Source organism: Streptomyces sp. NPDC051677 (assembly GCF_044453465.1).
Taxonomy (GTDB): domain Bacteria; phylum Actinomycetota; class Actinomycetes; order Streptomycetales; family Streptomycetaceae; genus Streptomyces.
The window spans coordinates 84,100-109,052 of sequence record NZ_JBITCT010000032.1 but is presented as its reverse complement, the minus strand read 5'-3'; the positions used below and the strand labels follow the sequence as shown (position 1 = coordinate 109,052).

21 protein-coding genes and 4 pseudogenes are annotated in these 24,953 nt (G+C 71.2%); 20 read left to right on the top strand and 5 right to left on the bottom strand.

Annotation, left to right across the window (positions count from 1 at the left end):
- Positions 1-15 precede the first annotated feature (15 nt).
- On the top strand, positions 16-366 hold the full coding sequence (locus ACIBAF_RS31760; RefSeq protein WP_399467616.1) for an ArsR/SmtB family transcription factor: 351 nt from the start codon (positions 16-18) through the stop codon (positions 364-366).
- Between the two features lie 105 nt (positions 367-471).
- On the opposite strand, the gene ACIBAF_RS31755 is transcribed toward ACIBAF_RS31760, so the two are convergent.
- Complete coding sequence (locus ACIBAF_RS31755) at positions 472-894, bottom strand: pyridoxamine 5'-phosphate oxidase family protein (RefSeq protein WP_399467615.1); 423 nt, start codon at positions 892-894, stop codon at positions 472-474.
- A 316-nt stretch (positions 895-1,210) separates the two neighbouring features.
- Between ACIBAF_RS31755 and ACIBAF_RS31750 the strand changes: the two genes are divergently transcribed.
- The 4 genes and pseudogenes from ACIBAF_RS31750 to ACIBAF_RS31735 all read left to right on the top strand — a co-directional run bounded on the left by ACIBAF_RS31750 (position 1,211) and on the right by ACIBAF_RS31735 (position 3,332).
- Positions 1,211-2,422 carry an MFS transporter gene (locus ACIBAF_RS31750; protein WP_399467645.1) on the top strand — a complete coding sequence of 404 codons (1,212 nt, stop codon included), beginning with the start codon at positions 1,211-1,213 and terminating at the stop codon, positions 2,420-2,422.
- A 91-nt stretch (positions 2,423-2,513) separates the two neighbouring features.
- Positions 2,514-2,784, top strand: a pseudogene (locus tag ACIBAF_RS31745) (nitrate reductase subunit alpha); the annotation flags it as partial.
- Positions 2,784-3,046 (top strand): annotated as a pseudogene (narY, locus tag ACIBAF_RS31740) (nitrate reductase subunit beta); the annotation flags it as partial. The pseudogenes ACIBAF_RS31745 and narY, both read left to right, overlap by 1 nt.
- A pseudogene (locus ACIBAF_RS31735) lies at positions 2,989-3,332 on the top strand (respiratory nitrate reductase subunit gamma). The pseudogenes narY and ACIBAF_RS31735, both read left to right, overlap by 58 nt.
- 103 nt (positions 3,333-3,435) lie before the next feature.
- On the opposite strand, the gene ACIBAF_RS31730 reads toward ACIBAF_RS31735, so the two are convergent.
- The 3 genes from ACIBAF_RS31730 to ACIBAF_RS31720 all read right to left on the bottom strand — a co-directional run bounded on the left by ACIBAF_RS31730 (position 3,436) and on the right by ACIBAF_RS31720 (position 5,392).
- Complete coding sequence (locus ACIBAF_RS31730; protein ID WP_399467614.1) at positions 3,436-4,137, bottom strand: response regulator; 702 nt, start codon at positions 4,135-4,137, stop codon at positions 3,436-3,438.
- Between the two features lie 94 nt (positions 4,138-4,231).
- Positions 4,232-4,891 carry a CBS domain-containing protein gene (locus ACIBAF_RS31725; protein WP_399467613.1) on the bottom strand — a complete coding sequence of 220 codons (660 nt, stop codon included), beginning with the start codon at positions 4,889-4,891 and terminating at the stop codon, positions 4,232-4,234.
- Positions 4,892-4,927: 36 nt separating this feature from the next.
- Positions 4,928-5,392 (bottom strand): Crp/Fnr family transcriptional regulator, encoded by a 465-nt coding sequence (locus ACIBAF_RS31720; protein WP_399467612.1) that lies wholly within the window; start codon positions 5,390-5,392, stop codon positions 4,928-4,930.
- A gap of 319 nt (positions 5,393-5,711) precedes the next feature.
- Between ACIBAF_RS31720 and ACIBAF_RS31715 the strand changes: the two genes are divergently transcribed.
- From ACIBAF_RS31715 to pflA, 5 genes and pseudogenes are all read left to right on the top strand, one after another.
- Positions 5,712-6,080, top strand: coding sequence for a hypothetical protein (locus ACIBAF_RS31715; protein ID WP_399467649.1), 369 nt, complete (start codon positions 5,712-5,714; stop codon positions 6,078-6,080).
- Positions 6,053-6,205: pseudogene (locus ACIBAF_RS31710) on the top strand (ornithine carbamoyltransferase subunit F); the annotation flags it as partial. The gene ACIBAF_RS31715 and the pseudogene ACIBAF_RS31710, both read left to right, overlap by 28 nt.
- Positions 6,206-6,209: 4 nt before the next feature.
- Positions 6,210-7,133 (top strand): carbamate kinase, encoded by a 924-nt coding sequence (locus ACIBAF_RS31705; RefSeq protein WP_399467610.1) that lies wholly within the window; start codon positions 6,210-6,212, stop codon positions 7,131-7,133.
- Positions 7,134-7,279: 146 nt separating this feature from the next.
- On the top strand, positions 7,280-9,538 hold the full coding sequence (gene pflB / locus ACIBAF_RS31700) for a formate C-acetyltransferase (protein ID WP_399467609.1): 2,259 nt from the start codon (positions 7,280-7,282) through the stop codon (positions 9,536-9,538).
- Positions 9,535-10,272: a pyruvate formate-lyase-activating protein gene (pflA, locus tag ACIBAF_RS31695; RefSeq protein ID WP_399467608.1), complete on the top strand. Its 738-nt coding sequence runs from the start codon at positions 9,535-9,537 to the stop codon at positions 10,270-10,272. Before pflB ends, pflA begins: the two co-directional genes overlap by 4 nt.
- 13 nt (positions 10,273-10,285) lie before the next feature.
- Here pflA and ACIBAF_RS31690 read toward each other — a convergent pair whose 3' ends face one another.
- Positions 10,286-12,010: a SulP family inorganic anion transporter gene (locus tag ACIBAF_RS31690; protein ID WP_399467607.1), complete on the bottom strand. Its 1,725-nt coding sequence runs from the start codon at positions 12,008-12,010 to the stop codon at positions 10,286-10,288.
- Between the two features lie 244 nt (positions 12,011-12,254).
- Here ACIBAF_RS31690 and ACIBAF_RS31685 point away from each other — a divergent pair, with 244 nt between their 5' ends.
- The 10 genes from ACIBAF_RS31685 (at position 12,255) to ACIBAF_RS31640 (ending at position 24,161) form a co-directional block, all read left to right on the top strand.
- Positions 12,255-12,884 (top strand): hypothetical protein, encoded by a 630-nt coding sequence (locus ACIBAF_RS31685; RefSeq protein ID WP_399467606.1) that lies wholly within the window; start codon positions 12,255-12,257, stop codon positions 12,882-12,884.
- Positions 12,885-13,036: 152 nt separating this feature from the next.
- On the top strand, positions 13,037-13,942 hold the full coding sequence (locus ACIBAF_RS31680; RefSeq protein ID WP_399467605.1) for a universal stress protein: 906 nt from the start codon (positions 13,037-13,039) through the stop codon (positions 13,940-13,942).
- Between the two features lie 44 nt (positions 13,943-13,986).
- Positions 13,987-15,009 carry an alcohol dehydrogenase AdhP gene (gene adhP, locus ACIBAF_RS31675; RefSeq protein WP_399467604.1) on the top strand — a complete coding sequence of 341 codons (1,023 nt, stop codon included), beginning with the start codon at positions 13,987-13,989 and terminating at the stop codon, positions 15,007-15,009.
- 5 nt (positions 15,010-15,014) lie between these two features.
- Positions 15,015-15,887 (top strand): universal stress protein, encoded by an 873-nt coding sequence (locus tag ACIBAF_RS31670; RefSeq protein ID WP_399467603.1) that lies wholly within the window; start codon positions 15,015-15,017, stop codon positions 15,885-15,887.
- Positions 15,888-16,032: 145 nt separating this feature from the next.
- Positions 16,033-18,414, top strand: a complete 2,382-nt coding sequence (locus ACIBAF_RS31665) for a phosphoketolase (RefSeq protein WP_399467602.1) — start codon at positions 16,033-16,035, stop codon at positions 18,412-18,414.
- Between the two features lie 31 nt (positions 18,415-18,445).
- Entirely contained in the window at positions 18,446-19,459 is a 1,014-nt protein-coding gene (gene gap / locus ACIBAF_RS31660) for a type I glyceraldehyde-3-phosphate dehydrogenase (protein ID WP_399467601.1), read from the top strand.
- A gap of 152 nt (positions 19,460-19,611) precedes the next feature.
- Positions 19,612-22,320, top strand: coding sequence for a GNAT family N-acetyltransferase (locus ACIBAF_RS31655; RefSeq protein ID WP_399467600.1), 2,709 nt, complete (start codon positions 19,612-19,614; stop codon positions 22,318-22,320).
- Positions 22,321-22,333: 13 nt separating this feature from the next.
- Positions 22,334-23,071 carry a CBS domain-containing protein gene (locus ACIBAF_RS31650; RefSeq protein ID WP_399467599.1) on the top strand — a complete coding sequence of 246 codons (738 nt, stop codon included), beginning with the start codon at positions 22,334-22,336 and terminating at the stop codon, positions 23,069-23,071.
- Positions 23,072-23,087: 16 nt separating this feature from the next.
- The gene (locus ACIBAF_RS31645) at positions 23,088-23,585 is read left to right on the top strand and encodes a flavodoxin domain-containing protein (protein WP_399467598.1); all 498 of its coding nucleotides are present in this window, start codon (positions 23,088-23,090) and stop codon (positions 23,583-23,585) included.
- Between the two features lie 438 nt (positions 23,586-24,023).
- Positions 24,024-24,161: a hypothetical protein gene (locus tag ACIBAF_RS31640; RefSeq protein WP_399467648.1), complete on the top strand. Its 138-nt coding sequence runs from the start codon at positions 24,024-24,026 to the stop codon at positions 24,159-24,161.
- Positions 24,162-24,953: the final 792 nt, after the last annotated feature.

The window sequence follows — 24,953 nt, the reverse complement described above, 5'->3', positions numbered from 1 at the left end:
GGAGGGCACGGCCAGATGAGTACGCCGCTGTACCAGCTGAAGGCCGAGTTCTTCAAAACCCTCGGTCACCCGGCCCGCATTCGTGTCCTGGAACTGCTCAGTGAGCGCGAGCATGCGGTCGCGGAGATGCTGCCCGAGGTGGGCATCGAGCCCGCGCACCTCTCCCAGCAGCTGGCCGTGCTGCGGCGCGCGAACCTGGTCAAGACCCGCAAGGAGGGCTCGACCGTGTATTACTCGCTGACCAGCCCGCACGTGGCCGAATTGCTCCGGGTGGCGCGGACCATCCTGTCCGGGGTGCTGGCCGGCCAGGCGGAGCTTCTCGCCGACCTGCAGACCGCGCGGGTGGAAGGAAAGCCGCCGTCGTAGCGGCGGCCGGTGAACGGCGGCCGTATCTCCGGAGTTGACAGCGCTCTGTGGCAACAGTCGCCGCGGCGCGCCTGCGCAGTTCCGCCGACGCCCCGGCTTGGCGGCTCACTGCATGCCGCGCGCTCCTGTGAGCTCGCGTCCGGTGACCATCTCGGACTCGATCCGCACGAACGCCGAGTCCTGCAAGGGCATCCAGGAGCTGGGGCCGGTCTGCGACAGGCGTTCGTGCTCGGCGGGGTCGGTCACCACGGCGGCCCGTCCGGTGACGACCACACTCCAGCCGGAGCGGGTGGCCGCGTCGAACTCGTCCGCCTCGAAGGCGACCACGACGCCGTCGATGGCATGTGCGAGGTCCGAGTCCGACGAGGTGCACAGCAGGACGGAGGCGTCCGTGTCCAGGGAGAAGTTGACGGGCAGGACCGCGGGCAGTGCCTGCTGGGTGTACACCACGCGGCCGACAGGCACCTTGGCCAGCAGGCGCAGGCACTCCGGCCGGTCGAGTGCGCGAAAGGCGTCGTTCTGTGACATCAGTCCATGGTCTGCGCAGGCGCTGCGAGGGGGTAGGGCCGACCGGCCCTCCTTTTTGAGAGGCCACGGCCGGACCCGAACCCGGGGCCCGTCTGTCCGCCCCTAGGGACTCATGGCCCATCCCGTCCGTGGCTCCACATGCGGACAGTGGCTACCGGATGCCGTTGGGGCAGGCAAGGGCCCTGCTGTGCGCGTGCCATCCGGATGGCGCAGTACCACCAAGCAGAGGAAAGGGACGGACAACATGGTCCAGTCGTTGAAGTCGAAGAGCGGGAGTTCGCAGTCAGGTGCTCCGGTGTCTGGCCGGGCGTGGCTGATGCTGACTCTGGCCACGGTCGGTTTCGCCGTGAACTTCTGGGCGTGGGCGCTGCTGAGCCCCTTGGGCCCGCGGTTCAAGGACGGCCTCGACCTGTCGTCGTTCGAGCAGTCTCTGCTGGTGGCGGTGCCGGTCGTGGTCGGTTCCCTGGGCCGGATTCCGGTGGGCGCGCTGACCGACCGGTTCGGCGGACGCGTCATGTTCCCGATCGTGTCGGCGGTCACCATCGTGCCGGTGCTCTACCTCGGCCTGGCCGGCCACTCCTCCCTGACGGCACTGCTGCTCGGCGGGTTCTTCCTCGGCATCGGAGGCACCGCCTTCGCCGTCGGCGTGCCCTTCGTCAACGCCTGGTTCCCGCCCGAGCGGCGCGGCCTGGCCATCGGCGTGTTCGGCGCCGGCATGGGCGGCACCGCCGTCAGCGCCCTGACCACCGTGAAGCTGGTCGACGCGAACAGCATGTCGACCCCGTTCCTGATCACCGCCGCGGTCCTGGCCGTGTACGCCGTGGCCGCCGCGCTGCTGCTGAGCGACGCCCCCGGCCGCACGGTGCCGACCGAGCCGCTGGCCCGCCGACTGGCCGCCACCGCCCGGCTGGGCGTCACCTGGCAGGCATCCGCCCTGTACGCGGTCGCGTTCGGCGGCTACGTGGCCTTCTCCGTCTACCTGCCCACCTACCTCAAGACCAGCTACGCGCTGCCCCAGGCGGACGCCGCGAACCGTATGGCCGGCTTCGTGCTGCTGGCGGTGGCGATGCGCCCGATCGGTGGCTGGCTGTCGGACCGCGTGGGCCCGGTCCGGGTCCTGGCCGGGGCCCTGGCCGTGGTCGTGGCCGGTGCGGTCGTGCAGTCGTTCACCCCGGCGCTGGCCCCGGTGGGGACCATTGCCTTCCTGGCCATGGCCGGCGCGCTCGGCGCGGGCAGCGGGGCGACCTTCGCCCTGGTGGCCCTGCGGACCCCGGCGAACCAGGTCGGCTCGGTCACCGGCGTGGTCGGCGCCGCGGGCGGGCTGGGCGGCTTCCTGCCGCCGCTGGTGATGGGCTCGCTGTACGGCGAGTACGGGACGTACGCGGCCGGTCTCGCCCTGCTCGCGATCGTTGCCGCCACGGCGCTGGCCTTCACCCTCACCCGTGTCCGCGTCGCGGCCGAAGGCGGCAGGGGGAAGCCGTCTACCGGCGGTCGGCGCGAGCACCGCGCCGCCGGTACCACCGCCTGAGGGCCGGCGGACGCCGAGCTGACCCGTGAGCATGACGAGGTGGCCCGCACACTCAGGTCGAGGAGCATGGGTTGTTCCCCGCTCTGGCCACGCCCGCGCGGTCGTCTCGCACCGCATGCCGTAAGGCACGGTCTACATGCACCACGCCCAGGACCGGTGGTCTCGATGTGCCCCGCACCGAGACCACCGGCCGGCGCGGCGGCATCCACAACTCCCTGACCCGCCTGCTGATCAAGCCGAGCCGTCTGATCGGCGGCTACGCCCAGTTGTCGTACGCCTTCAACTACCTCGGCCCGACGGGCAGTCAACGCGACGAGGTCACCGTCATCCGCCGCCGCAGCGACCAGGAGGTGACGTACTGATGCCCCGCGACGAAGCCGCCATCGGACGGGTGATGTCCCAGATGGCGATGGTGATGAACCTCGACAAGTGCATCGGCTGCCACATTGCTCGGTCACCTGCAAGCGGGCGTGGACCAACCGCACCGGCGTCGAGTACATGTGGTTCGACAACGTCGAGACGCGGCCCGGCCAGGGCTGTCCGCGCCGCTACGAGGACCGGGAGCAGTGGCGCGGCGGCTGGGAGGTCAACCAGCGCGGGAAACTGGCATTGAAGGCCGGCGGCTGCTGCGCATCGGCAGCCCGCTGTTCCACTTCGGCATCCTCGTGGTGTTCGTCGGCCACCTCGGCGGCCTGGCCATCCCCAAAACTGGACCGAAGCGGCCGGTGTCAGAGAGCACACGTACCACATCGGCGCGGTCGTCCTCGGCGCGATCGCGGGCGTCGCCACACTCGGCGGGCCGGCCATCCTGATCTACCGGCGCCGCACCGTCGGTCCGGTCCTCTCCGCCACCGACACCAGGCTCGGCACCCGCCCGCCGCGCCGTGGCTGGGAACGAGTGGGGTCATGAGGCCCGCCGCCAACGCGCCCGTATGAGGAGCGACGTCGGCGGGTCACAGGGACGGGTGGGGTTTCCGAGGCCGACGGCTGGATTTCGCCAGGACTTCCCTGCGTCACTTCGCCCGGCGTTCCCCCGCCTCCGGCTGCTCCAGGTGGGAGGCGAGGACCGCGGCCTGTACCCGGCGCTGCACGCCCAGCTTGGCCAGGAGGCGGGAGATGTGGTTCTTGACGGTCTTCTCGGAGAGGTAGAGCTTCTTGCCGATCTCGCGATTGGTCAGCCCCTCACCGATGAGGGCCAGGATGTCCCTCTCGCGCGGTGACAGGCTCGCCAGCTCGGACGGCACGGCGGGGGCGTCCGCCGGGTCGGCCCGCAGCGAACGCATCAGGCGGGCCGTGGTCGCGGGGTCCAGCATCGACTGGCCGGAGGCCACCGTGCGCACCGCCGCGACGAGGTCGGATCCCTTGATCTGCTTGAGGACATAGCCCGAGGCGCCGGCCATGATCGCGTCGAGCAGGGCCTCCTCGTCGTCGAACGAGGTCAGCATCAGACAGGCCAGTTCCGGCATCTGGCTGCGCAGCTCCCGGCAGACCGAGATCCCGTCGCCGTCCGGCAGCCGCACGTCCAGGACGGCGACGTCGGGGCGCAGCGCGGGGCCCCGGGCGAGCGCGTGGTCGACGGTGCCCGCGTCACCGATCACCGAGATGTCCGGCTCGGCCTCGAGCAGGTCGGCCAGACCGCGGCGGACGACCTCATGGTCGTCCAGCAGGAACACCCGGATCGGGTTCTGCTCGCTGAACGTGCGTGGCTCTGGCATGGTGACCCTCGTTCCCCGGCGGAGGGCAGACTGCTACCTGCCCGTGATTCCGATCATCACGCGCCAGGGTCGAATTCACCAGGGCCGACCGGCCCTACTCCTGCACGCGCACCAGCCGCGTGAGGTCGAATGCCACGTCCACGACCCCTTCCACCGAGCGGACCAGCCGTGCCGCCACCGGCACCAGGGAGGCGTCCCGGACCTGGCCGGCGAGCTTCACGACGCCGTCCAGTACCTCCACGCGCACGCACGAGTCCGGGGTGGGGAACAGGTAGGAGACGACCTCGCGCCGAACCTCCTCGGCGATCTCCTCGTCGGTGCGGAGGAAGACCTTGAGCAGGTCGGCCCGGCTGACGACGCCCTGCAGCAGGCCCGCGGCGTCGACCACGGGAAGCCGCTTGACCTTCGCGCGGGCCATCGTCCGCGCGGCCTGGGCGAGTGTGGTGTCCGGGCGGACGGTGAGGGCGGGGGAGGTCATGAGTTCCCCGGCGGTCATGGCCCCCGCCTTCGCCAGGTCGGACAGGCGGCGCAGTTGCGTGTATCTGTCGGGGTCGCTGTCGCGGAACTCCTCCTTGAGCAGGAGATCCGCTTCGGAGACGACACCGACGACCCGGCCCTCGCCCTCGATGACGGGCAGGGCGCTGACCTTCCAGTCCTGCATCAGCTGCACGATCTCCTTGAAGGCCGCCCCACGGCCGATCGCGGCGACCGTGTGGGTCATGACATCACTGACGATGTGCGGGGCGCCGGGCATGGCGACTCCTTCGCTAACCGTTCGGGACCGGCCGGGTCAGATGAGGCTGCCGGCGCCGTAGGGGGCATACAGGTCGAGCAGGCGGGTCCTGGCCGAGCGCAGACGGTGGGCGAGGACCCGGCCCACCCACTGGCCGACTTCGTGACCCAGGGCCGGGTCGTCCTGACACATGGACCGGACGGCCGTGGCGTCGAACTCGTAGGCCCGCACCGGTGTCATCGCCTCGGCGCCCATCTGCCAGGCGTGCGGGGGGAACAGCCAGGACCAGCCGACCAGCTCGTTGTGGCCGAGGCTCTCGATGACGGCCGCCCGACGGCCCGGCACGTGCATGTCGAGATCGATCCTGCCGGTGCGGATGATCCAGAAGCGGTCGGCGCGTCCGCCCTCCTCGAACAGACGTGTCCCCTGGGGGACGGAGACCTCGCGGGCGAAGCGCATGAGCCGCTCGCGGTGTTCGACGGACAGCGAGCGCACCATGTCGGGGGTGGAGATGGCGGGCATGACGTGCCTCCTTGCGGGGCTTCGAACGTGCAAGGCCAGCGTGCGCTCGGCCCTTGGCGAGGGCCATGGGCCATATGGTCCAGTGATCGGGCCTTTCGGTCCCGATCGGTCGATTTCGGCACGCCGTAGAGAGACGTGCGGTCATGCCTCGTCAGCCATTTCGCCCGCTTCTACGGCGAGTTGGGGCTGCACGGACCTCCCGGACCGGGACCTTCGGGCACCCGGCAGGCCCGTGTGGCCGCTGCCTCGATCCGGCATGGCGTAGAAACATCGTTCGCGGATCGACTCGTTCGCAGCGACCTGCGCAAGGAGCACAGCCATGCCCAGGACTTCAGCGACCGGTGGACAAGCGGCGCCCTGGCCGAAGGCGACGCTCGGCCTCCCGGCCGCTTCCGCCCTCGTGATCGGCACCGTCATCGGTACCGGGATCTTCGCCCTCCTCTCCGCCCTTGCCCCCTACGGGCCCGTCTCCCTCGTCGCCTTCGTCGTCGTGACCCTGGGCGCCCTGGCCCTGGCCCTGACCTTCGGGGCCCTGTCGAAGAGGGTCCCGGCGAGCGGCGGGCCGTACGTCATGGACGTGCTCATCGCCGCCCCCCGCCGCGCTGTGGCCCGACCCCGGGCTGGTCACCACCTGCTGGGAACTGGCCGAGCGCAGCGTGCCTGGCCGCCACCGGAAACCCGGACGTGAAGTTCGTGCACTGCCTGCCGGCCCTGCACGACCGCCGCACCCGTCTCGGTCAGGACCTCTTCGACCTGGCCGAGAACCGGTTGCACACCATCAAAGCCGTACTTGTCGCCACCCTGGAGGACTGAAGCCATGCGCATCGTCGTCGCCCTCGGCGGCAACGCCCTGCTGCACCGAGGTGAACGCCCCGACGCCGCGGTCCAGCAGGCCAACATCGACCGGGTCGCCACCGCCCTCGCCGCCCTGGCCCACGAGCACGAGATCGTCCTCACTCACGGCAACGGCCCCCAGATCGGCCTGCTTGCCACGGAGAGCGCGAGCGACCCGGCCCTCACCGCCCCCTACCCCCTCCAGCTGCTCGGCGCCCAGACCCAGGGCATGATCGGTTCACTGCTGGCCTGCACCCTGCACGACGCCCTGCCCGGCCGACACATCGCGACTCTCGTGACCCACACCCTCGTACGGACCGACGACCCGGCGTTCGCCCGGCCCACCAAGTTCGTCGGCCAGGTCTACTCCCGGGACATGGCACGCTCCCTCGCCCGCAAGCGCGGCTGGCACATGGCGCAGGACACCACCGGCTGGCGCCGGGTCGTCCCGTCCCCGGCGCCGGAACGGATCCTGGAGACGGACACGGTCCACGAGCTACTGAACAGCGGCACGATCGTGATCTGCGCGGGCGGAGGAGGTGTCACCGTCACCGCGGACAGCGACACCGGGGCGCTGACCGGCGTGGAGGCGGTCGTCGACAAGGACCTCACCGCCGCGCTGCTCGCCGAGGACCTGAAGGCCGACTTCCTGCTCATCCTCACCGACGTCCCGTGCGTGTACGAGGACTACGGCGCCCCCGCCCAGCAGCCCGTCCTCGACGCCACGCCCGCCGAACTCCGCCATGGAGGCTTCCCCGAAGGCTCCATGGGGCCGAAGACGGAGGCGGCGGCGCGGTTCGTCGAGCGAACCGGCGGGCTCGCCGCCATCGGAGCGCTGGACGCGGCGTACGAGATCGTGCACGGCCGGTCGGGCACCCTGATCCGTCCGGATCTCGCGGCCGGCTGACACCCGGGCCCGGGGCACAGCCGGGCCGTCCGGCCCTCGGCCCGGGGGCCGGACGGCCCGCCCGCGGGCGCTGTCCGGCACTCCCCGTGACGATCACGAACGACGAGCATCGAAGTGCAGGACACGAACCGAGGAGGGGAACGGCGATGACCGCAACCGTGACAGCCGGCGACCGGACCACCGAGGCCTGGCGAGGCTTCGCCGGGGCCCGCTGGCGTGAGCTGATCGACGTGCGCGACTTCATCCAGGCCAACTACACCCCGTACGAGGGTGACGCCTCCTTCCTCGCCGGTGCCACGGCCCGCACCCGGGTGGTCTGGGAGCGGGTGGGTTCGCTGTTCCCCGAGGAGCGGGCGCGCGGCATCCTCGACGTGGACCCCACGACGCCGTCGACGATCACCTCGCACGCGCCCGGCTGGATCGACCGAGACCGCGAGCTGGTCGTCGGTCTCCAGACGGACGCCCCCCTGAAGCGGGCGATCATGCCCAACGGCGGCCTGCGGATGGTGGAGAACAGTCTGAAGGCGTACGGCTACGAGGCCGACCCGTTTGTGACCAGGGTCTTCGGGACCTACCGCAAGACCCACAACGACGGTGTCTTCGACGCGTACACGCCCGCCATGCGGACCGCACGCAAGGTCGGCATCATCACCGGGCTGCCCGACGCCTACGGCCGCGGCAGGATCATCGGCGACTACCGGCGTGTCGCCCTCTACGGCACCGACCGGCTGATCGAGGCCAAGAGGGCGGAGAAGGCCCTACTGGACGGTCAGCCGTCCAGCGAGCACGTCGTCCGTGACCGTGAAGAACTCGCCGAACAGGTCAAGGCGTTGCGCGAGTTGACCCGTATGGCGGCGACCTACGGCTGTGACGTGTCCCGTCCCGCGGCCACCGCGCACGAGGCCGTGCAGTGGCTCTACCTCGGCTACCTCGCCGCGGTGAAGGAGCAGAACGGAGCCGCGATGTCGCTGGGCCGCACGTCGACCTTCCTCGACGTCTACCTCCAGCGGGACCTGGACGCGGGAACCATCGACGAGTCCCGCGCCCAGGAACTGATCGACGACTTCGTGATCAAGCTGCGGATCGTCCGGTTCCTGCGCACCCCCGAGTACGACGCCCTGTTCTCCGGCGACCCGACCTGGGTGACCGAGTCGATCGGTGGTGTCGGCGACGACGGCCGCACACTGGTCACCCGCACCTCCTTCCGCTTCCTCCAGACCCTCTACAACCTCGGCCCCGCGCCCGAACCCAACCTGACCGTGCTGTGGTCGCCGCGGCTGCCCGCCGGCTTCAAGGAGTTCTGCGCTCAGGTCTCCATCGACACCAGCGCCGTCCAGTACGAGTCCGACGAGCTCATCCGTCCCCGCAACGGCGACGACACCGCGATCGCCTGCTGTGTCTCCGCCATGGCGGTGGGCAAGGAGATGCAGTTCTTCGGCGCGCGCGTCAACCTGGCCAAGGCACTGCTCTACGCCGTCAACGGCGGCCGCGACGAGATGACGGGCGACCAGGTCACCCCCGAGATGCCCGCGCTGACGGGCGAGTACCTGGACTTCGAGGAGCTGTCGGCGGCGTACGACCGTGTCCTGGACTGGCTGGCGCAGACGTACGTCAACACCCTCAACGTCATCCACTACATGCATGACAAGTACGCCTACGAGCGCCTGGAGATGGCGCTTCACGACCATCCCGTGCACCGGTTCATGGCCTGCGGCGTCGCCGGGCTTTCCGTCGCCGCCGACAGCCTGTCCGCCGTCAGGTACGCCCGGGTCAAGGTCATCCGGGACGCCACAGGCCTGGCCGTCGACTTCCTGACCGAGGGCGAGTTCCCGGCGTACGGCAACAACGACGACCGCGCCGACGCCCTGGCCGTCGGCCTGGTGGAGTCCTTCATGGCCAAGGTCCGCCGGCATCCCACCTACCGGGGCGCCGAACACACCCAGTCGGTGCTGACCATCACCTCCAACGTCGTCTACGGCAAGCACACCGGCAACACCCCCGACGGGCGCCGGGCCGGCCAGCCCTTCGCCCCGGGGGCCAACCCGATGAACGGCCGTGACCGGCACGGGGTGGCCGCCTCCGCGCTCTCGGTCGCCAAGCTGCCGTACGAGCAGGCCCGCGACGGCATCTCACTGACGACCACCATCACCCCGGAAGGGCTCGGACACGCCCCACACGAGCGTGCCGGACACCTGGTGGGCATCCTCGACGCCTACATGGCTTCCGGCGGTTTCCACATGAACGTCAATGTGCTGAACCGGGAGGTGCTGGAGGACGCGATGGAGCACCCCGAGAAGTACCCGGAGCTGACCATCCGGGTCTCCGGATACGCGGTCAACTTCGTCCGCCTGACGCGGGAGCAGCAGCTCGACGTGATCAGCCGCACCTTCCACGGAACGCTGTGAAGGCCGTGACGACCGGCCGGATCCACTCCTGGGACCTGTCCACCGGCGTGGACGGTCCCGGGACCCGGTTCGTCCTCTTCGTCAGTGGCTGCTCCCTGCGCTGCCTGTACTGCGCCAACCCCGACACCTGGCATATGCGGGACGGCCGGGAGACGACCGTGGACGAGGTGATGGCGGAGATCGAGAAGTACCGGGCCTTCATCGCCACCGCCGGTGGCGGCGTGACGATCACCGGAGGAGAGCCGCTGCTCCAGCCGGCCTTCACCGGCGAGGTGCTGCGCCGCTGCAAGGAAGCCGGACTGCACACTTCCCTGGACACGTCCGGCTTCCTCGGCGCCCGGGCCACCGACGAGCTCCTCGCCGACACCGACCTGGTCCTGCTGGACATCAAGGCCTTCGACGTCGGCGCCTACCGGAAGTTGACCGGCGGCCGCCTCGCCCCCACCCTCAACTTCGCCACCCGTCTCGACCGTCTCGGTGTCCCGGTGTGGATCCGCTATGTGCTGGTTCCCGGCTGGACCGACGATCCGCGTTCCGTGGGCGCACTGGCCGGCTTCGTCGCGGGGCTGGAGACGGTGGAGAGGGTGGACGTGCTGCCCTTCCACAAACTCGGGGCCCCGAAGTACAAGGCCCTCGGGATCCCCTTCCCGCTGAAGGACACGCCCACTCCGGAGCCCGAACTGGTCGAGCGCGTGCGAGATCAGTTCCGGGGCCAGGGCCTGAAGGTCTACTGACCCGCCGGTATGCTCAGACCTCTCCAGGACGCTCACCGAGCCACCTGCGGTACGCGGATACGGCGGTCGGGAGCGTCGGGAAGATCCGTTCCCTGCCGACCGAGTCGGTCAGGCCGTAGGCCTCCAGGTCGTCCAGCAGGTCCTGTTTCACCCGGGCGAGACAGAACACGATGCCGCGGTGCGTCAGTTCGCGGCGCACTTCGTCGACCGCGTCCAAGGCGGTGATGTCCACCTCCACGTTGGCCTCCGTGTTGAGGACGAACCAGCGCACGGGTTCGCGCTGGTCGCCGACAGCGGCCAGGGCCCGGCGCCGGAAGTCCTCCGCGTTGGCGAAGAACAGGGGCGAGTCGTAGCGGTAGACCAGCAGCCCCGGGATCGTCCGGGCCTGCGGGTAGTCGTCGACGTCGTGCATGCCGGCCATGCCGGGGACCAGGCCTTCGACGGCGTCGTGCGGACGCGCCACCCGGGTCAGCAGCTCGGTCACCGACAGGCCGACGGCCACGATCACCCCGTACAGGATGTCGACGGCGAGCACGGCCGCGAGACAGCCGAGCGCCAGGAGCAGTTCCCGGCGGCGGAAGGAGGCGAGCCGCCGGAAGCCGGCGAGGTCGATCATGCGGACCGCCGCGTAGACGACGAGCGCGCCGAGCACCGCGGAAGGAGTGCGCGCCAGCAGCGGGCTCAGGAAGAGCAGCACGGCGAGCACGACCGCGCCCGCGACCAGTGAGTACGCCTGGCTGCGGGCGCCCGTCGAGGAGGCCAGCGCGGTGCGGCTGGCGCTGCTGCTCACCGGGAAGCCGTGCAGTGCCCCGGCCCCCAGGTTGGCCGCGCCCAGGGCGAGGAACTCCTGGTCGGCGTCGAGCCCGGGACCCTGGTCGTCGTGGTCGGCGAAGGCCCGCGCGGTGAGGATGAAGTCGGTGTAGGCGACCAGGAGCACGCCGAGCGCGGGCAGCACGAGGTGCGGCAGCTCGCTCAGGTCCGGGACGGCAGGGCTCGGCAGACCGCCCGGAACCTCGCCGATCACCTTGAGCCCGTACCGGCCGTCGAGGTCGAAGGCCACCACGGCGGCCGTGCCGAGGACGACCGCTATCAGCGGACCGGGCACGACACGGACGTACCGGGCCGTCACGAAGAGAAACACGAGGGTGGCCGCGGAGAACAGGACGGTGGCGAGGTCTGCGTCCGGCACGTGGGTGACGAAGGACCACAACTGCGGGAAGAACTCCGAGCCGGTCGTCCGCACTCCGGTGAGCTTGGGCAGCTGGTCCACCATCATGATGAGTGCCACGCCCGCCAGATAGCCGATCAGGACCGGGCGGGAGAGCATGTCCGCGAGGAAGCCCAGGCGCACCGCCCGGGCGGCCAGGCAGAGCAGCCCGACCGTGACCGCGAGGGCCGCTGCCAGGGAGGCGTAGCGCCCGGGATCTCCGGCGGCGAGCGGTGCGACCACCGTGGCAGTCATGAGGGCGGTCGTGGACTCGGGGCCGACCGACAGCAGTCGTGAGGAACCGAACAGGGCGTACAGCGCGAGTGCCGGGAGGATCGCCCACAGACCGGTGACCGGGGGCAGCCCGGCCACGCCCGCGTAGGCCATGACCTGCGGCACCAGGTACGCGGCCACGGTCACCCCGGCGAGCAGATCACCCGTGAGCCACGCGCGCCGGTAACCGAGGAGGGCGATGAGCCCGGGCGCCAGTCGGCGCCACCCCGAGACCCACCTGGCCGAACCCTTCGACATCTGCCGTCCTCCGCCGTCTGCCCTCAGCTGTTTGCCCTCATGATCCGCCGCTGTGTGACCAGGTACGAAAACCGTGGCCGGTTCCGGCGCGCCCGCAGTGCCGCGTCGAGCCCAACGGCCCGCGCACACAGGGCCGTTCGGCCCCATCGACCTGGCCCTTCGGCATCCGGCGCCGGCCTGCGCGCGGGACCAGAGTAAGGCGCGTCAGGCAACGACCCGACCGTCCTCGAAGGGAACCACGACTGTGGCCGTTCACGAGCACCCGCACCGGAGCTCCGGCTTCCACCTGCCCTCGTTCCGCCGGAACCGGACCGCCCCCGCCGCTGAGTCGGGCGTGTCGGCTCGCACCGGCACGCACACCGTGCGGGCTTACGCCTTCGCGTCACTGCGTCTGCTCACCGGGTTCGTCTTCCTGTGGGCCTTCCTCGACAAGACCTTCGGTCTCGGCTACGCCACCCCGTCCGGCAAGGGTTGGATCGACGGAGGGTCGCCGACGAAGGGTTTCCTCGGTTCCGTCGCCGTCGGGCCGATGGAGTCCACCTTCCACTCCTGGGCCGGCGACCCGTGGGCGGACTGGCTGTTCATGCTCGGTCTGCTCGGGATCGGCCTCGCCCTGATCACGGGGGTCGCGCTGCGGATCGCCGCCGTCGCCGGGACCGCGATGATGGCGCTGATGTGGATCGCCGAGTGGCCGCCGGCCAAGCACCTCTCGGACGGCTCGGCGAGCATGTCGACGAACCCGTTCGTCGACTACCACCTGATCTACGCCGTCGCCCTGATCGTCGTGGCCGCCGCCGCAGCCGGCGACACCCTCGGCGCGGGCCGGCTCTGGGCCCGGCTGCCGATCGTGCGCGAGTACGGCTGGCTGCGCTGAACGTCGCCGACGCGGTGTGCCCGTCATCCGGCCCACCGCGCCGAGCCGTGCAGGGGGTCGGTCGGACCCCATCCGGGACCAGTGGCCCCTGCACGAGGAGCCGCCCGAAGACGACTCTGGAATCAGATCCCTCGCCCCAGGAGGTGGAGATCATGCTCCGCACCATCACCGTAGGTCTCGACGGCTCACAGGAAAGCCGGTCAGCCGCCGAATGGGCGGCCCGCGAAGCGAAGCTGCGCGACCTTCCCCTGAAGATCGTCCACGTATGGGAGCCGGTGCCGGAGCCCATGGCCCAGGCGCCGCTCCTCGGCGCGGAGACCCAGCAGCACTGGACCGAGAGGATCCCCCGGGAAGCCGCGCAAGGTCTCCGGATGCGTCACCCCGGCATCGAGGTGCGCACCGAGCAGGTCTCCGGTCACCCCGGTGACGCCCTGGCCGAAGCGGCGAAGAGCGCCGAAATGCTCGTCCTGGGCTCGCGTGGCCTCAGCGGCATCGGTGGTTTCATGGTCGGCTCCGTGGGCCTGACCGCCGTCGCCCACGCGGACCGGCCCGTGGTGCTGGTGCGCGCGCTGGAAGCGGCCGCCGACGAGCACGAGCCGGACCCGGCCGGCATCCCCTCCGCCGCGACGCCCTTCCTGCCCGTGGTCCTCGGACTCGACGTCGAGCACCCGGACGAGACGCTGATCGAGTTCGCCTTCGACGCTGCCGAGCGCCGCGCGACGTCCCTGCGGGCCGTCCACGGCTGGAACCCGCCGCCCTATTACGCGTACGGCACGCCCGCCAACCCCGCGCTGCACGAGGCGCTGGCCCTGAGCGACGCCGAGGCCCTGGCGGAAGCGCTGCGGCCTTGGCGGCAGAAGTACCCGGACGTGGACGTCGTCGAGGACTCCCGTTACGGCAGTGCGGCCGTCCACGTCGTGGAAGCCGCCCGTGGCGCCTCGCTCGTCGTCGTGGGCCGGCGTATCCGCCGCAGTCCGTTCGGCGCGCACATCGGCCATGTCACGCACGCCGTCCTGCACCACTCCACCGCCCCCGTCGCCGTAGTCCCCCACGGCTGACCCACTCCGGGTCACTCCCGATCACTCGCGAGGAGAAGAGAATCATGAAGGCAGCGGTCGTACGAGCGTTCGGCGAGCCCCTGGTCATCGAGGAGCGCCCCGACCCCGAGCCCGGCCCCGGCCAGGTCCGCGTCCGGGTGGAGGCGTCCGGGCTGTGCCACACCGACATCCACGCGGCCCACGGCGACTGGCCGGTCAGGCCGAACCCGCCGTTCGTCCCCGGCCACGAGGGCGTCGGCCTGGTGGAGGCGCTCGGCGAGGGCGTCACCCACCTGTCGGTCGGCCAACGGGTCGCCGTCCCGTGGCTCGGCAAGGCGTGCGGGCGGTGCGAGCACTGCCTGTCCGGCTGGGAGACGCTGTGCGAGCAGCAGATCAACACCGGCTACGGCTGCGACGGCGGCTACGCCGAGAAGATGCTGGCCTGGGCCGACTTCGCCCAGCCGGTGCCCGACGGGATCACCGCCCTGGAGGCCGCCCCGCTGACCTGCGCGGGTGTGACGACGTACAAGGCGCTGAAGGTCGCCGACGTCAAGCCCACGCAGCTCGTCGCGATCTCCGGCGTGGGTGGCCTGGGCCACCTCGCCGTGCAGTACGCGAAGATCGCCGGCGCCACGGTCGCCGCGATCGACGTCACCGACGAGAAGCTCGAACTGGCCGCCGAACTCGGCGCGGACATCGTCATCGACGCCCGCAAGGAGAACGTCGGCGAGGTGCTCAAGCGGCACGGCGGCGCCCACGCCGCCATCGCGCTCGCGGTCAACGACGCGGCTTTCGAAGCAGTCAACTCCGGACTGCGGCGCGGCGGCAAGCTGGTCATGGTGGCCCTGCCGGCGCACGGCACGGTCCGTGTGCCCATCTTCGACACCGTGCTGAACGGCACCTCGGTGATCGGCTCGATCGTCGGCACCCGCCAGGACCTCGCCGAGGTCTTCCAGCTGCACGCGGCCGGCCGTACCAAGGTCATCTACGAGGCCCGTCCCCTCGCCTCCGTCAACGACTCCATCGACGAGGTGCTGCGCGGCGAGGTGAAGGCCCGGATCGTCTTCGACCTGGACGCGGGGCGGTGAGTGCCGTGGTGCTCCCGATCGTCGTCGGAGTGGACGGGTCCGAGCCGAGCCTGCGGGCCGTCGACTGGGCGGCCGACGAGGCAGCCCTGCGCGCGCTGCCGCTGCGGCTGGTGTACGCCTCCCTCTGGGAGCGGTACGAGGGCGAGTCCCTCGCGGACGCTCTCGGCAAGCCGTCCGAGCAGGTCACGGCCGAGGACATCGTGCGAACGGCCGCACAGCGGGCCCACCTGCGCCGACCCGATGTCGCGGTCTCCACCGACGTACTGCCGGAGGAGCCCGAGTACGCGCTCGTCCACGAGGGCGGTAGCGCCTCCGCGCTGGTGCTCGGCACCCGCGGGCGCAGCGGCTTCGTCGAGATGCTGCTCGGATCGGTCAGCCTGACCGTCGCCGCCCACGCGGACTGTCCGGTGATCGTGCTGCGCGGCAGCCACGACAACCAGGTCCGGGCAGGCGCGCGCGGCCGGGTCGTCGTGGGCATCGGCGAGAAGGCGACCGACTCCGCTGCCCTGCGATTCGCCGTCGAGGAGGCGAAGCTGCGCCACGCGACCCTGGACGCCGTGCGGGCCTGGCGGTGCCCCGCGCACGAGACCACCGACCATCCCCTGCTCGCCGGTGAACCCGCCCGTCTGCACGAGCAGCATGCCACCGAGGTCCTGGACAAGGCACTGAAGAACACGCCCGCGGACGTGGACGTGCGCCGACGCACGGTCGAAGGTCATGCTCGCAGGGTCCTCCTGGACGCCTCGCACGAGGCGGACCTGCTGGTGGTCGGCGCCCGGCGCAACCCGGGGCGCCTCGGACTCCAGCTGGGGCGCGTCGCCCACGCGGTACTGCACCACTCCGCCTGCGCCGTCGCGGTCGTACCCGAGCAGGCGTGAGAGAAGTGACCGGCTAGCACCGTGTCGCTCACCGAGAACCAGCAGTTCCTTCGGGTACGCCTTGCGCTGCAGTTGTACCGCCTTCTTGCCGGCCATGCCGCCCCCCGCCCGATGATCCAACGCCGACGACTTTCGGAGCCCCACCATGACCAAGGTCGAACACCAGGACGTCACCGGACTTTCCGACGACGAGCTGCGCACCCTGGACGCGCACTGGCGGGCCGCCAACTATCTGGCCGCCGGACAGATCTATCTGATGGCCAACCCGCTGCTGACCGAGCCCTTGCGGCCCGAGCACATCAAGCCCCGGCTGCTCGGCCACTGGGGCACCTCGCCCGGTCTCAACCTCGTGTACACGCATCTCAACAGGGTGATCAAGGCCCGGGGGCTGGACGCGGTGTGCGTGTGGGGTCCGGGCCACGGGGGTCCGTCGATCCTGGCCAACTCCTGGCTGGAGGGCAGCTACAGCCAGACCTATCCGGACGTGCCGCGTGACGGGGAGGGCATGGCGCGGCTGTTCCGGCAGTTCTCCTTTCCCGGCGGTGTGCCCAGTCACGTCGCCCCGGAGACGCCCGGCTCGATCCACGAGGGCGGTGAGCTCGGCTACTCGCTCTCGCACGCCTACGGCGCCGCCTTCGACAACCCGAACCTGCTGGTCGCCTGTGTCATCGGCGACGGCGAGGCGGAGACCGGGCCGCTGGCCGCGTCGTGGCACTCCAACAAGTTCCTCGATCCCGTCCACGACGGGGCGGTCCTGCCGATCCTGCATCTCAACGGCTACAAGATCGCCAACCCGACGGTGCTCTCCCGCCTGCCGGAGCCCGAGCTGGACGAGTTGCTGCGGGGATACGGGCACGAGCCGATCCATGTGACCGGCGACGACGCCACGAAGGTGCACCGTGCCATGGCGGCGGCGATGGACGACGCGCTGGACCGCATCGCCGTGATGCAGCGGACCGCCCGCGAGGACGGTGTCACCGAGCGCGTGCACTGGCCCATGATCGTGCTGCGCACCCCGAAGGGCTGGACCGGACCCGCCGAGGTCGATGGCGTGCCCGTCGAGGGCACCTGGCGCGCCCACCAGGTTCCGCTGTCCGAGGTGCGGGAGAACCCGGACCACCTGCGGCAGTTGGAGACGTGGCTGCGCTCGTACAAGCCGCAGGAGCTCTTCGGCCCCGACGGCCGTCCCGTCGCCGATGTCCTCGCCTGCCTCCCCGACGGCGCCCAGCGGCTCGGCGCCACCCCGCACGCCAACGGCGGCCTGCTCGTCCGAGACCTCCCCATCCCCTCGCTCGACGACTTCGCCGTTCCCGTCGACAAGCCGGGCACGACACTGCACGAGCCCACCCGTGTCCTCGGCGACCTCCTCGCTCAGGTGATGAAGGACACCGCTGAGCGCCGCGACTTCCGGCTGGTCGGGCCCGACGAGACGGCTTCCAACCGGCTCCAGGCCGTCTTCGACGCCAGTGGAAAGGCCTGGCAGGCCCAGCACCTTCCGGTCGACGAGCACCTCGAACATCACGGCCGGGTGCTGGAGATCCTTTCGGAGCACACCTGCCAGGGCTGGCTGGAAGGCTATCTGCTGACCGGCCGCCACGGACTGTTCTCCTGCTACGAGGCGTTCGTCCACATCGTCGACTCGATGGTCAACCAGCACATCAAGTGGCTCAAGACATCGAGGGAGTTGCCGTGGCGCGCGCCCATCGCCTCCCTCAACTACCTGCTGACCTCGCACGTATGGCGGCAGGACCACAACGGGTTCTCCCACCAGGACCCCGGGTTCGTCGACCACGTCCTCAACAAGAGCCCCGAGGTCGTACGGGTCTATCTGCCGCCGGACGCCAACACGTTGCTGTCGGTCGCCGACCACGCGCTGCGCAGCCGGGACTATGTCAATGTCATCGTGGCCGGCAAGCAGCCCTGCTTTGACTGGCTGAGCATGGACCAGGCCCGCGCCCACTGCGCGCGCGGCGCCGGGATCTGGGAGTGGGCCGGCACCGAGAACGGCGCCGAGCCGGACGTCGTCCTCGCCTGCGCCGGAGACGTGCCCACCCTGGAGGTGCTGGCCGCCGCCCAGTTGCTGCGCCGCCACCTCCCGGAACTCGCCGTCAGGGTGGTCAACGTCGTGGACATGACCCGACTGCTGCCGCGCGAGGAACACCCGCACGGCATGAGCGACTTCGAGTACGACGGCCTGTTCACCACGGACAAGCCGGTGATCTTCGCCTACCACGGCTACCCGTGGCTGATCCACCGGCTCGCCTACCGCCGCACCGGGCACAAGAACCTGCATGTACGGGGCTACAAGGAGTCGGGGACGACGACCACCCCGTTCGACATGGTCGTCCGCAACGACCTCGACCGCTACCGCCTCGTCATGGACGTCATCGACCGCGTACCCGGCCTCGCCGTGCGCGCCGCCGCCGTACGGCAGCAGATGGCCGATGCCCGCACCCGGCACCAGGCCTGGATCCGCGAGCACGGCACCGACCTGCCCGAGGTCGCCGACTGGGCCTGGGACGCCTGAACACCCTCACTGCCGGAAGGAATGCACTGCCATGACCGCACGAGTGGGCATCAACGGCTTCGGCCGAATCGGCCGCACCTATCTGCGCGCCGCCCTCGACCGCGCCGAGGAGGGCGCCCAGGACGTCGAGGTGGTCGCGATCAACGACATCACCTCGCCTGCCACCCTGGCCCACCTGCTGGAGTACGACTCCACTTTCGGCCGCATCGGACGCGACGTCGAGCATGACGACAGTTCCATCACCGTCGACGGGCGCCGCATCGCCGTCACCGCCGAACGTGACCCGGCCGCCCTGCACTGGTCGGACTACGGCGCCGGCATCGTCGTCGAGTCGACCGGCCGCTTCCGCGACCGGGACTCCGCGGCCCTGCACCTGAAGGGCGGCGCCCACACCGTGCTGTTGTCGGCGCCCGGCAAGGGCGTGGACGCCACCATCGTGATGGGCGTCAACGACCGCGCCTACGACCGGCACCGCGACCGGATCGTCTCCGCCGCCTCCTGCACCACCAACTGCGTCGCCCCGATGGTGAAGGTGCTCGACGACGCCTTCGGTATCGAGCGAGGGGTGATGACCACCATCCACGGCTACACCAACGACCAGTCCCTCCTCGACGGCCCGCACAAGGATTTGCGCCGGGCCCGCTCGGCCGCCCTCAGCATCATCCCCACCAGCACCGGCGCCGCCCGCGCCGTGGGCCTGGTGGTGCCGGAGCTGGCAGGGGCCCTGGACGGGATCGCGGTCCGGGTGCCCGTGGAGGACGGCTCGCTCACCGACCTCGCCGTCGTCCTCACCCGGGAGGCGAGCGCCGACGAGATCAACGCCGCGTTCGAGGCGGCCGCGAACGGCCCGCTGAACGGCATCCTGCGTGTCTCCCAGGCTCCGATCGTCTCCCGCGACGTCATCGGCGACCCCTCGTCGTGCGTCTTCGACCCGGCGCTGACCCAGGCCAACGGCACCCTCGCCAAGGTCTTCGGCTGGTACGACAACGAGTGGGGCTACACCAACCGACTCCTGGACCTGACGGCGTTGGTGGCGGACGACTGACACGTCCCGATCGCTCGTCGTGACGGCGGAAGCGGGACCGGTCGGCGGCCCAGGAGGGCCGACCGGCCCCGGGTCGGCCCCGTACAGCCCATGGGCTCCTCCTCCGCTCCGCCGGACGATCGAAGTACCGAAAGCCATGGAGGAGACCTGCGATGACGGACGACCTGCTCGACCGGCCCAGGGTGCACGCCCTGCTCGCTGACGGCACCACCGTGTGCATCCGGCCTGTGCTGCCGGATGACCACGAACAGCTGCGAGGGCTCTACGAGGAGATGTCGCCGGAGAACCTCCGCCTGCGCTTCTTCGCGGCGAGCCGGCGCTCGGCCGCGATGGCCGCCGACCGGGCCTGTGCCCCGGCCCGCCCGGGGTACCGGGCCCTGCTGGCGGAGGTGGACGGCAGGGTGATCGGCCTCGCCGAGTACGACAACGGCGGTGACAGGGACGGCGCGGACAAGGATGGCGCGGAGATCTCCATCGCTGTCGCCGACGGCCTGCACCACCGGGGCGTGGGCACCCTGCTCGTCGAGCACCTGGTCTCGGCGGCGCGCGCGGAGGGCATCACCACCTTCGCCGCCGACGCCCTGAGCGAGAACCACGAGGTGCTCCGGCTCTTCGCCGACCTCGGGCTGCGCACCTCCCGCCGCTTCGAGGGCCCGGAGGTGCGCTGCACCATCCGTCTCGATCAGGACGACGCCTACCTGTCGGCCGTCGAGGCCCGGGGCCGGGCCGCCGACGTGGCCAGCCTGCTGCCCCTGCTGAGGCCGTCCGCTGTCGCCGTGGTCGGTGCCGGACGCACCCCCGGGTCCGTGGGCCGGGCCATCCTGCATCACCTCCACACGGGCGGTTTCACCCGGCGTCTGTTCGCGGTGAACCCCAAAGTCACGTCGTTGCTCGGGGTGCCGTCCTATCCGTCCGTCGCGGCGCTGCCCATGACCCCGGACCTTGTGATCGTGGCCGTGCCGGCCGCCGCGGTCCCGGCCGTCGCCGACGAGTCCGGCCGGGCCGGGGCACGCGCCCTCGTCGTCGTCACCGCCGGCCTCGACCACACCCAGGCACAGGCACTGCTGACCGCCTGCCGCACCTACGGCATGCGGCTCGTCGGACCCAACTGCCTGGGCATCTCGAACACCGACCCGGAGCTGAGCCTCGACGCGACCTTCGCCGCCGAGCACCCCTGCCCCGGGACGGCCGGAGTCGCGGTGCAGTCCGGCGGGGTCGGCATCGCGCTCCTCGACGGACTGTCCCGGCTCGGCATCGGCGTCTCCTCCTTCGTCTCGCTCGGCGACAAGTTCGACGTCAGCGGCAACGACCTGCTCCAGTGGTGGGAGAGCGACGGCCGTACTGACCTCGCCCTGCTGCATCTGGAGTCCTTCGGCAGCCCGCGAGCCTTCTCCCGCACGGCCCGCCGCGTGACGCGCCGTATCCCGGTGCTCACCGTCGACGCCGGCCGTACCGAGGCGGGCCGCAGGGCCGCCGCCTCGCACACCGCTGCCGCCGCCACCCGCACCATGACCCGCGGCGCGCTGTTCACCCAGGCCGGCGTCACCGCGACCCGTTCGGTCGGCGAGCTCCTCGAAACGGCGGCCCTCTTCCACTCCCAGCCGCTGCCGGAGGGCAGCCGCGTCGCGATCGTCACCAACGCGGGCGGCGCCGGAGTGCTCACCGCCGACGCCTGCGCGGAGGCAGGACTCACCCTTCCCACGTTCACCCCCGCGATGATCGACGAACTGCTCGCAGTGCTCCCGGACGGCGCGGCCGTCGGCAACCCGGTCGACGCCACCGCCGCCGTGTCGGAGGAACAGCTGACGGAGTGCGTCGACCGCCTGACCCGGTGCTCCGGCATCGACGCCGTGATCGTGGCGCTCGTCCCCACGGCGGTCGCCGCCGCCACCGGTGACGACCTGGTGCGGGCGGTCACCGCCGCTCCTGGCCGGCGGGCGCGGCCCGTGCTCGCCGTACGCCTGGAGCAGGACCGGCCGGTGCGGCTGTTGCCCGCCGCCGAGGGCGGCACGATCCCCTCGTACGCCGAGCCCCAGGCGGCGGCCCGCGCGCTGGCCCACGCCGCCGAGCGCGCCGCCTGGCTCGCCCGGCCCGCCGGAGTCGTCCCCGACCTCGACGACATCGAGACCGACCGGGCCCGCACCGTCGTGGCGGAGTACCTGGCCACGCTCCCCGACGGCGGCTGGCTCGACCCGCGCACCTGCGCCGACCTGCTCGCCTGCTACGGCGTCCCGCAGATCCCGTGGGCCTGGGCCGAGAGCGAGGACGAGTCCGTGCTCGCCGCCGACCGGCTGCGCGGCTTCGACGGCCGGGTGGTCATGAAGGCCCACTGGCCTGGGCTCCTGCACAAGTCCCAGCAGCACGCCGTCCACCTCGACCTGCGCGGGGACGCCCAGGTCCGGGCCGCGTTCCGTGACCTGGAGACCGGGTTCGCCGGGCTGATGACCGGCGTGGTCCTGCAACCGCTCGCCGCCCGCGGCACCGAACTCTTCGCCGGCGTGGTCCAGGACGAGGTCTTCGGCCCACTCGTCCTGTTCGGGCTCGGCGGCACCGCCACCGAGGTCCTCGCCGACCACGCCGCCCGCCTCGCCCCGCTCACCGACCGCGACGTCCACGAACTGATCACCTCGCCGCGGTGCGCCCCGCTGCTCCTGGGCGCGAACGGACACACCCCCGTCGACCTCGAAGAACTGGAACAGCTGCTCCAGCGGCTGTCCCGGATGGCGGCGGACCTGCCGCAACTCGCCGAGGCCGACTTCAACCCCGTCCTGGCGACACCGGACGGCGTCAGCGTGCTCGACGCACGCATACGCCTGCTGCCGCGCCGCCCCCAGGACCCCTACCTGCGCCGACTGCGCTGAGGAGGAAACAGCCATGCGACACGACAAGGTCGGCACCGTGATGACCACGGACGTCGTCCGCGCCGAGTACGGCACCCCGTTCAAGGAGGTGGCCCGGCTGCTTGCGACCCACCGGATCAGCGGACTGCCGGTGGTGGACGAGGACGACAAGGTCATCGGCGTGCTGTCCGAGACGGACCTGATGATGCACCGGGTGACCACCCCCGACCCGTACGAGCCCAAGCACCGCGCGAGGCTCGCCGAGCTGACGCCCGGCGCCAAGCGCCAGACCGTGAAGGGCAAGGCCCGTACGGCCGGTGAGCTGATGACGCGGCCGCCCGTGACCGTGCACGCCGACGACACCATCGTCCTCGCCGCCCGCACCATGGCCCAGAAGCACGTGGAACGGCTCCCCGTCCTCGACGAGGAGGACCGGCTCGTCGGCATCGTCACCCGCCGCGACCTCCTCCAGGTCTTCCTGCGGCCCGACCAGGAGATCCGCACCGAGGTGATCGAGGAAGTCGTGGGTCGCGCGCTGTGGCTGCCGCCGCGCAGTGTCGAGGTCTCCGTGGCGGACGGCGTCGTCACGCTCACCGGACACATGGAACGCAAGAGCGAGACGGAGATCGCCGTGGCCATGACCCGCCGGATCGACGGCGTGGTCGACGTGGTCGGCAAGCTCACCTACCGACTGGACGACGCACGCCTGCGCACCGAGGAGCAGGCGCAGACGATGCACGGCGTGGCCGACGACTGGCTGCGCCGACTGTGAGAGGAGGCGGACCGCCATGACCGACACCGTGCTGGTCACCTACGGAACGACGAACGGATCCACGGCGGAGATCGCCGAAGCCGTCGCCGACGTCCTGAGCAAGAGCGGGCTGACCGTCGAGGCGCGTCCTGCCCGGTCCGTGACGAACATGGCGCGTTACGACGCCGTCGTGGTCGGCGGCGGGCTCTACGCGGGGCGCTGGCACAAGGACGCACGGCGGTTCGTCCGCCGCAACCGCGTCCTCCTCGCGGAGCGTCCGGTGTGGTTCTTCAGCAGCGGACCGCTCGACGCCTCCGCCTCCGAGCGGGACATCCCGCCCGTGCGAGGCGTACAGCGGGCCATGACGCGTCTGGACGTCCGGGACCACGTCACCTTCGGCGGATGCCTGGAAGACGGCGCCAAAGGGTGGGTGGCCGGGATGATCCTCCGCTCCGGCAAGGGCGGCGACTTCCGGGACTTCGGCGCGATCCAGGCCTGGGCGGGAGGCATCGCCGACGCACTGACACACACATAGCGCAAGGAGCAAAGGTGCGGTTCGGCCCCTTGAGACGGCCCCGGCACCCGGCGAGAACCGGGCCTCGGGCCGAGCTCATGGCGTCGCCCGGGTCCGGTACCACCCAGGTCGCACGCTCCCTCGCCGGCACGCCGAAAGGCCACTCGATGACACGGGACGGAAGAACGAGGCCGAGCGGTCGGCCGCCGGCAGCAGGAGGCCGGCCGGTGGCGTCGGCCTTGTGAGGGACGCACGCGATCATTTCCGCCCGCCGCAGGACCGGCAGGAGGTCCGGCGGTGGGCCGAGGGCCACACAGATCGGCAGACCGCCCAGTTGTGCCCTGGCCCCGCCGACCGCGGAACGGCTCCGCGTCGGCGGATCCGTACAGGCGAGAATCAGCCGCCCACGGCGAACACCGCCCACACGGCCAGCACGATCCAGGCCTCGACGATGTCGTCGTGTCGTCCGACGGCCGCCGCAGCGGGCTGCGCAACATGGCGGAGCGCGCCGAGCAGCTCGGCGGCCGACTGGAACTGGGGGAGCCCGAGGGCGGCGGCACCACGCTGGTGTGGCGGGTGCCGGCGCAGAAACAGTAGGCCCGGCGGGCGTCGGCGGCCTGGGAGTCCAGCGCTGACCGGAGTGACTCGCGGCAGCTCTCGCTGGTGTAGGTCGCTCTTGAACCCGTGTCGATGTCGGCGCTCTGGGCCGGGGCCCAGGGGCGGGAAGGACGCCACCCGCTTCTCGCGGATCCTGATTGCGCGGTGCGCGGCACTTCGTGGCCGCTTCTCCGCGTCTGTGTCGGGTCCTTCCCGCCACCTTCAGCACACCACCAGGACCGGCACGGCCGCCAGGGCCGACCGGCCCCAGTTCGACGCGCACCTGGCCGTGCGGCCCCGCGTACAAGGGCGTTTCGGACCTCTTTGCGGTCCCCTCGGCTCATGCGCCCCGACCTGTCGAGGCGTTGGCTGGAAGCAGGGAGAACAACGCCGACCAGGGAGGACTGAGGACAGTGGGTACCAGTCTCACACCGGAGTTCTGGGAACGGTTCGTGGTGTTGCTCGTGCTGGCCATGGGGCTGACATGTGTCCTCGCGGCGGCCTTCGACAGTCTTGCCGTCCGGCTGCTGCGCCGCCGGACTTCCGAGGCGTTGCCGCCGGCACCGCACCGCACCGGCCGGTTCGGAACGAGCACCGCACGTCGGTGCACTGCTGAGGTGCCTGACCGGCATTGCTTTCGTGGGCCGGGACTTGGTTCCCGGCCCATGCTGCGTCCGCTGATTGATCCCGCCGTGACAGGCACAGCGCGGGTCGCCGTTCCCTGGGGGCCTATCGGCCCCCGACCGGGACTCCTGGCCCCTCCTGCGGCAGCCGCGCGGCCTGGAAACTGAC

What these genes read in the sequence shown, in the direction of transcription:
- ACIBAF_RS31760 (WP_399467616.1), top strand. Translation starts at nt 16, where the DNA reads ATGAGTACGCCGCTGTACCAGCTGAAGGCCGAGTTCTTCAAAACCCTC.
- ACIBAF_RS31755 (WP_399467615.1), bottom strand. Translation starts at nt 894, where the DNA reads ATGTCACAGAACGACGCCTTTCGCGCACTCGACCGGCCGGAGTGCCTG.
- ACIBAF_RS31750 (WP_399467645.1), top strand. Translation starts at nt 1,211, where the DNA reads ATGCTGACTCTGGCCACGGTCGGTTTCGCCGTGAACTTCTGGGCGTGG.
- ACIBAF_RS31730 (WP_399467614.1), bottom strand. Translation starts at nt 4,137, where the DNA reads ATGCCAGAGCCACGCACGTTCAGCGAGCAGAACCCGATCCGGGTGTTC.
- ACIBAF_RS31725 (WP_399467613.1), bottom strand. Translation starts at nt 4,891, where the DNA reads ATGCCCGGCGCCCCGCACATCGTCAGTGATGTCATGACCCACACGGTC.
- ACIBAF_RS31720 (WP_399467612.1), bottom strand. Translation starts at nt 5,392, where the DNA reads ATGCCCGCCATCTCCACCCCCGACATGGTGCGCTCGCTGTCCGTCGAA.
- ACIBAF_RS31715 (WP_399467649.1), top strand. Translation starts at nt 5,712, where the DNA reads ATGCCCAGGACTTCAGCGACCGGTGGACAAGCGGCGCCCTGGCCGAAG.
- ACIBAF_RS31705 (WP_399467610.1), top strand. Translation starts at nt 6,210, where the DNA reads ATGCGCATCGTCGTCGCCCTCGGCGGCAACGCCCTGCTGCACCGAGGT.
- pflB (WP_399467609.1), top strand. Translation starts at nt 7,280, where the DNA reads ATGACCGCAACCGTGACAGCCGGCGACCGGACCACCGAGGCCTGGCGA.
- ACIBAF_RS31690 (WP_399467607.1), bottom strand. Translation starts at nt 12,010, where the DNA reads ATGTCGAAGGGTTCGGCCAGGTGGGTCTCGGGGTGGCGCCGACTGGCG.
- ACIBAF_RS31680 (WP_399467605.1), top strand. Translation starts at nt 13,037, where the DNA reads ATGCTCCGCACCATCACCGTAGGTCTCGACGGCTCACAGGAAAGCCGG.
- adhP (WP_399467604.1), top strand. Translation starts at nt 13,987, where the DNA reads ATGAAGGCAGCGGTCGTACGAGCGTTCGGCGAGCCCCTGGTCATCGAG.
- ACIBAF_RS31665 (WP_399467602.1), top strand. Translation starts at nt 16,033, where the DNA reads ATGACCAAGGTCGAACACCAGGACGTCACCGGACTTTCCGACGACGAG.
- gap (WP_399467601.1), top strand. Translation starts at nt 18,446, where the DNA reads ATGACCGCACGAGTGGGCATCAACGGCTTCGGCCGAATCGGCCGCACC.
- ACIBAF_RS31655 (WP_399467600.1), top strand. Translation starts at nt 19,612, where the DNA reads ATGACGGACGACCTGCTCGACCGGCCCAGGGTGCACGCCCTGCTCGCT.
- ACIBAF_RS31650 (WP_399467599.1), top strand. Translation starts at nt 22,334, where the DNA reads ATGCGACACGACAAGGTCGGCACCGTGATGACCACGGACGTCGTCCGC.
- ACIBAF_RS31645 (WP_399467598.1), top strand. Translation starts at nt 23,088, where the DNA reads ATGACCGACACCGTGCTGGTCACCTACGGAACGACGAACGGATCCACG.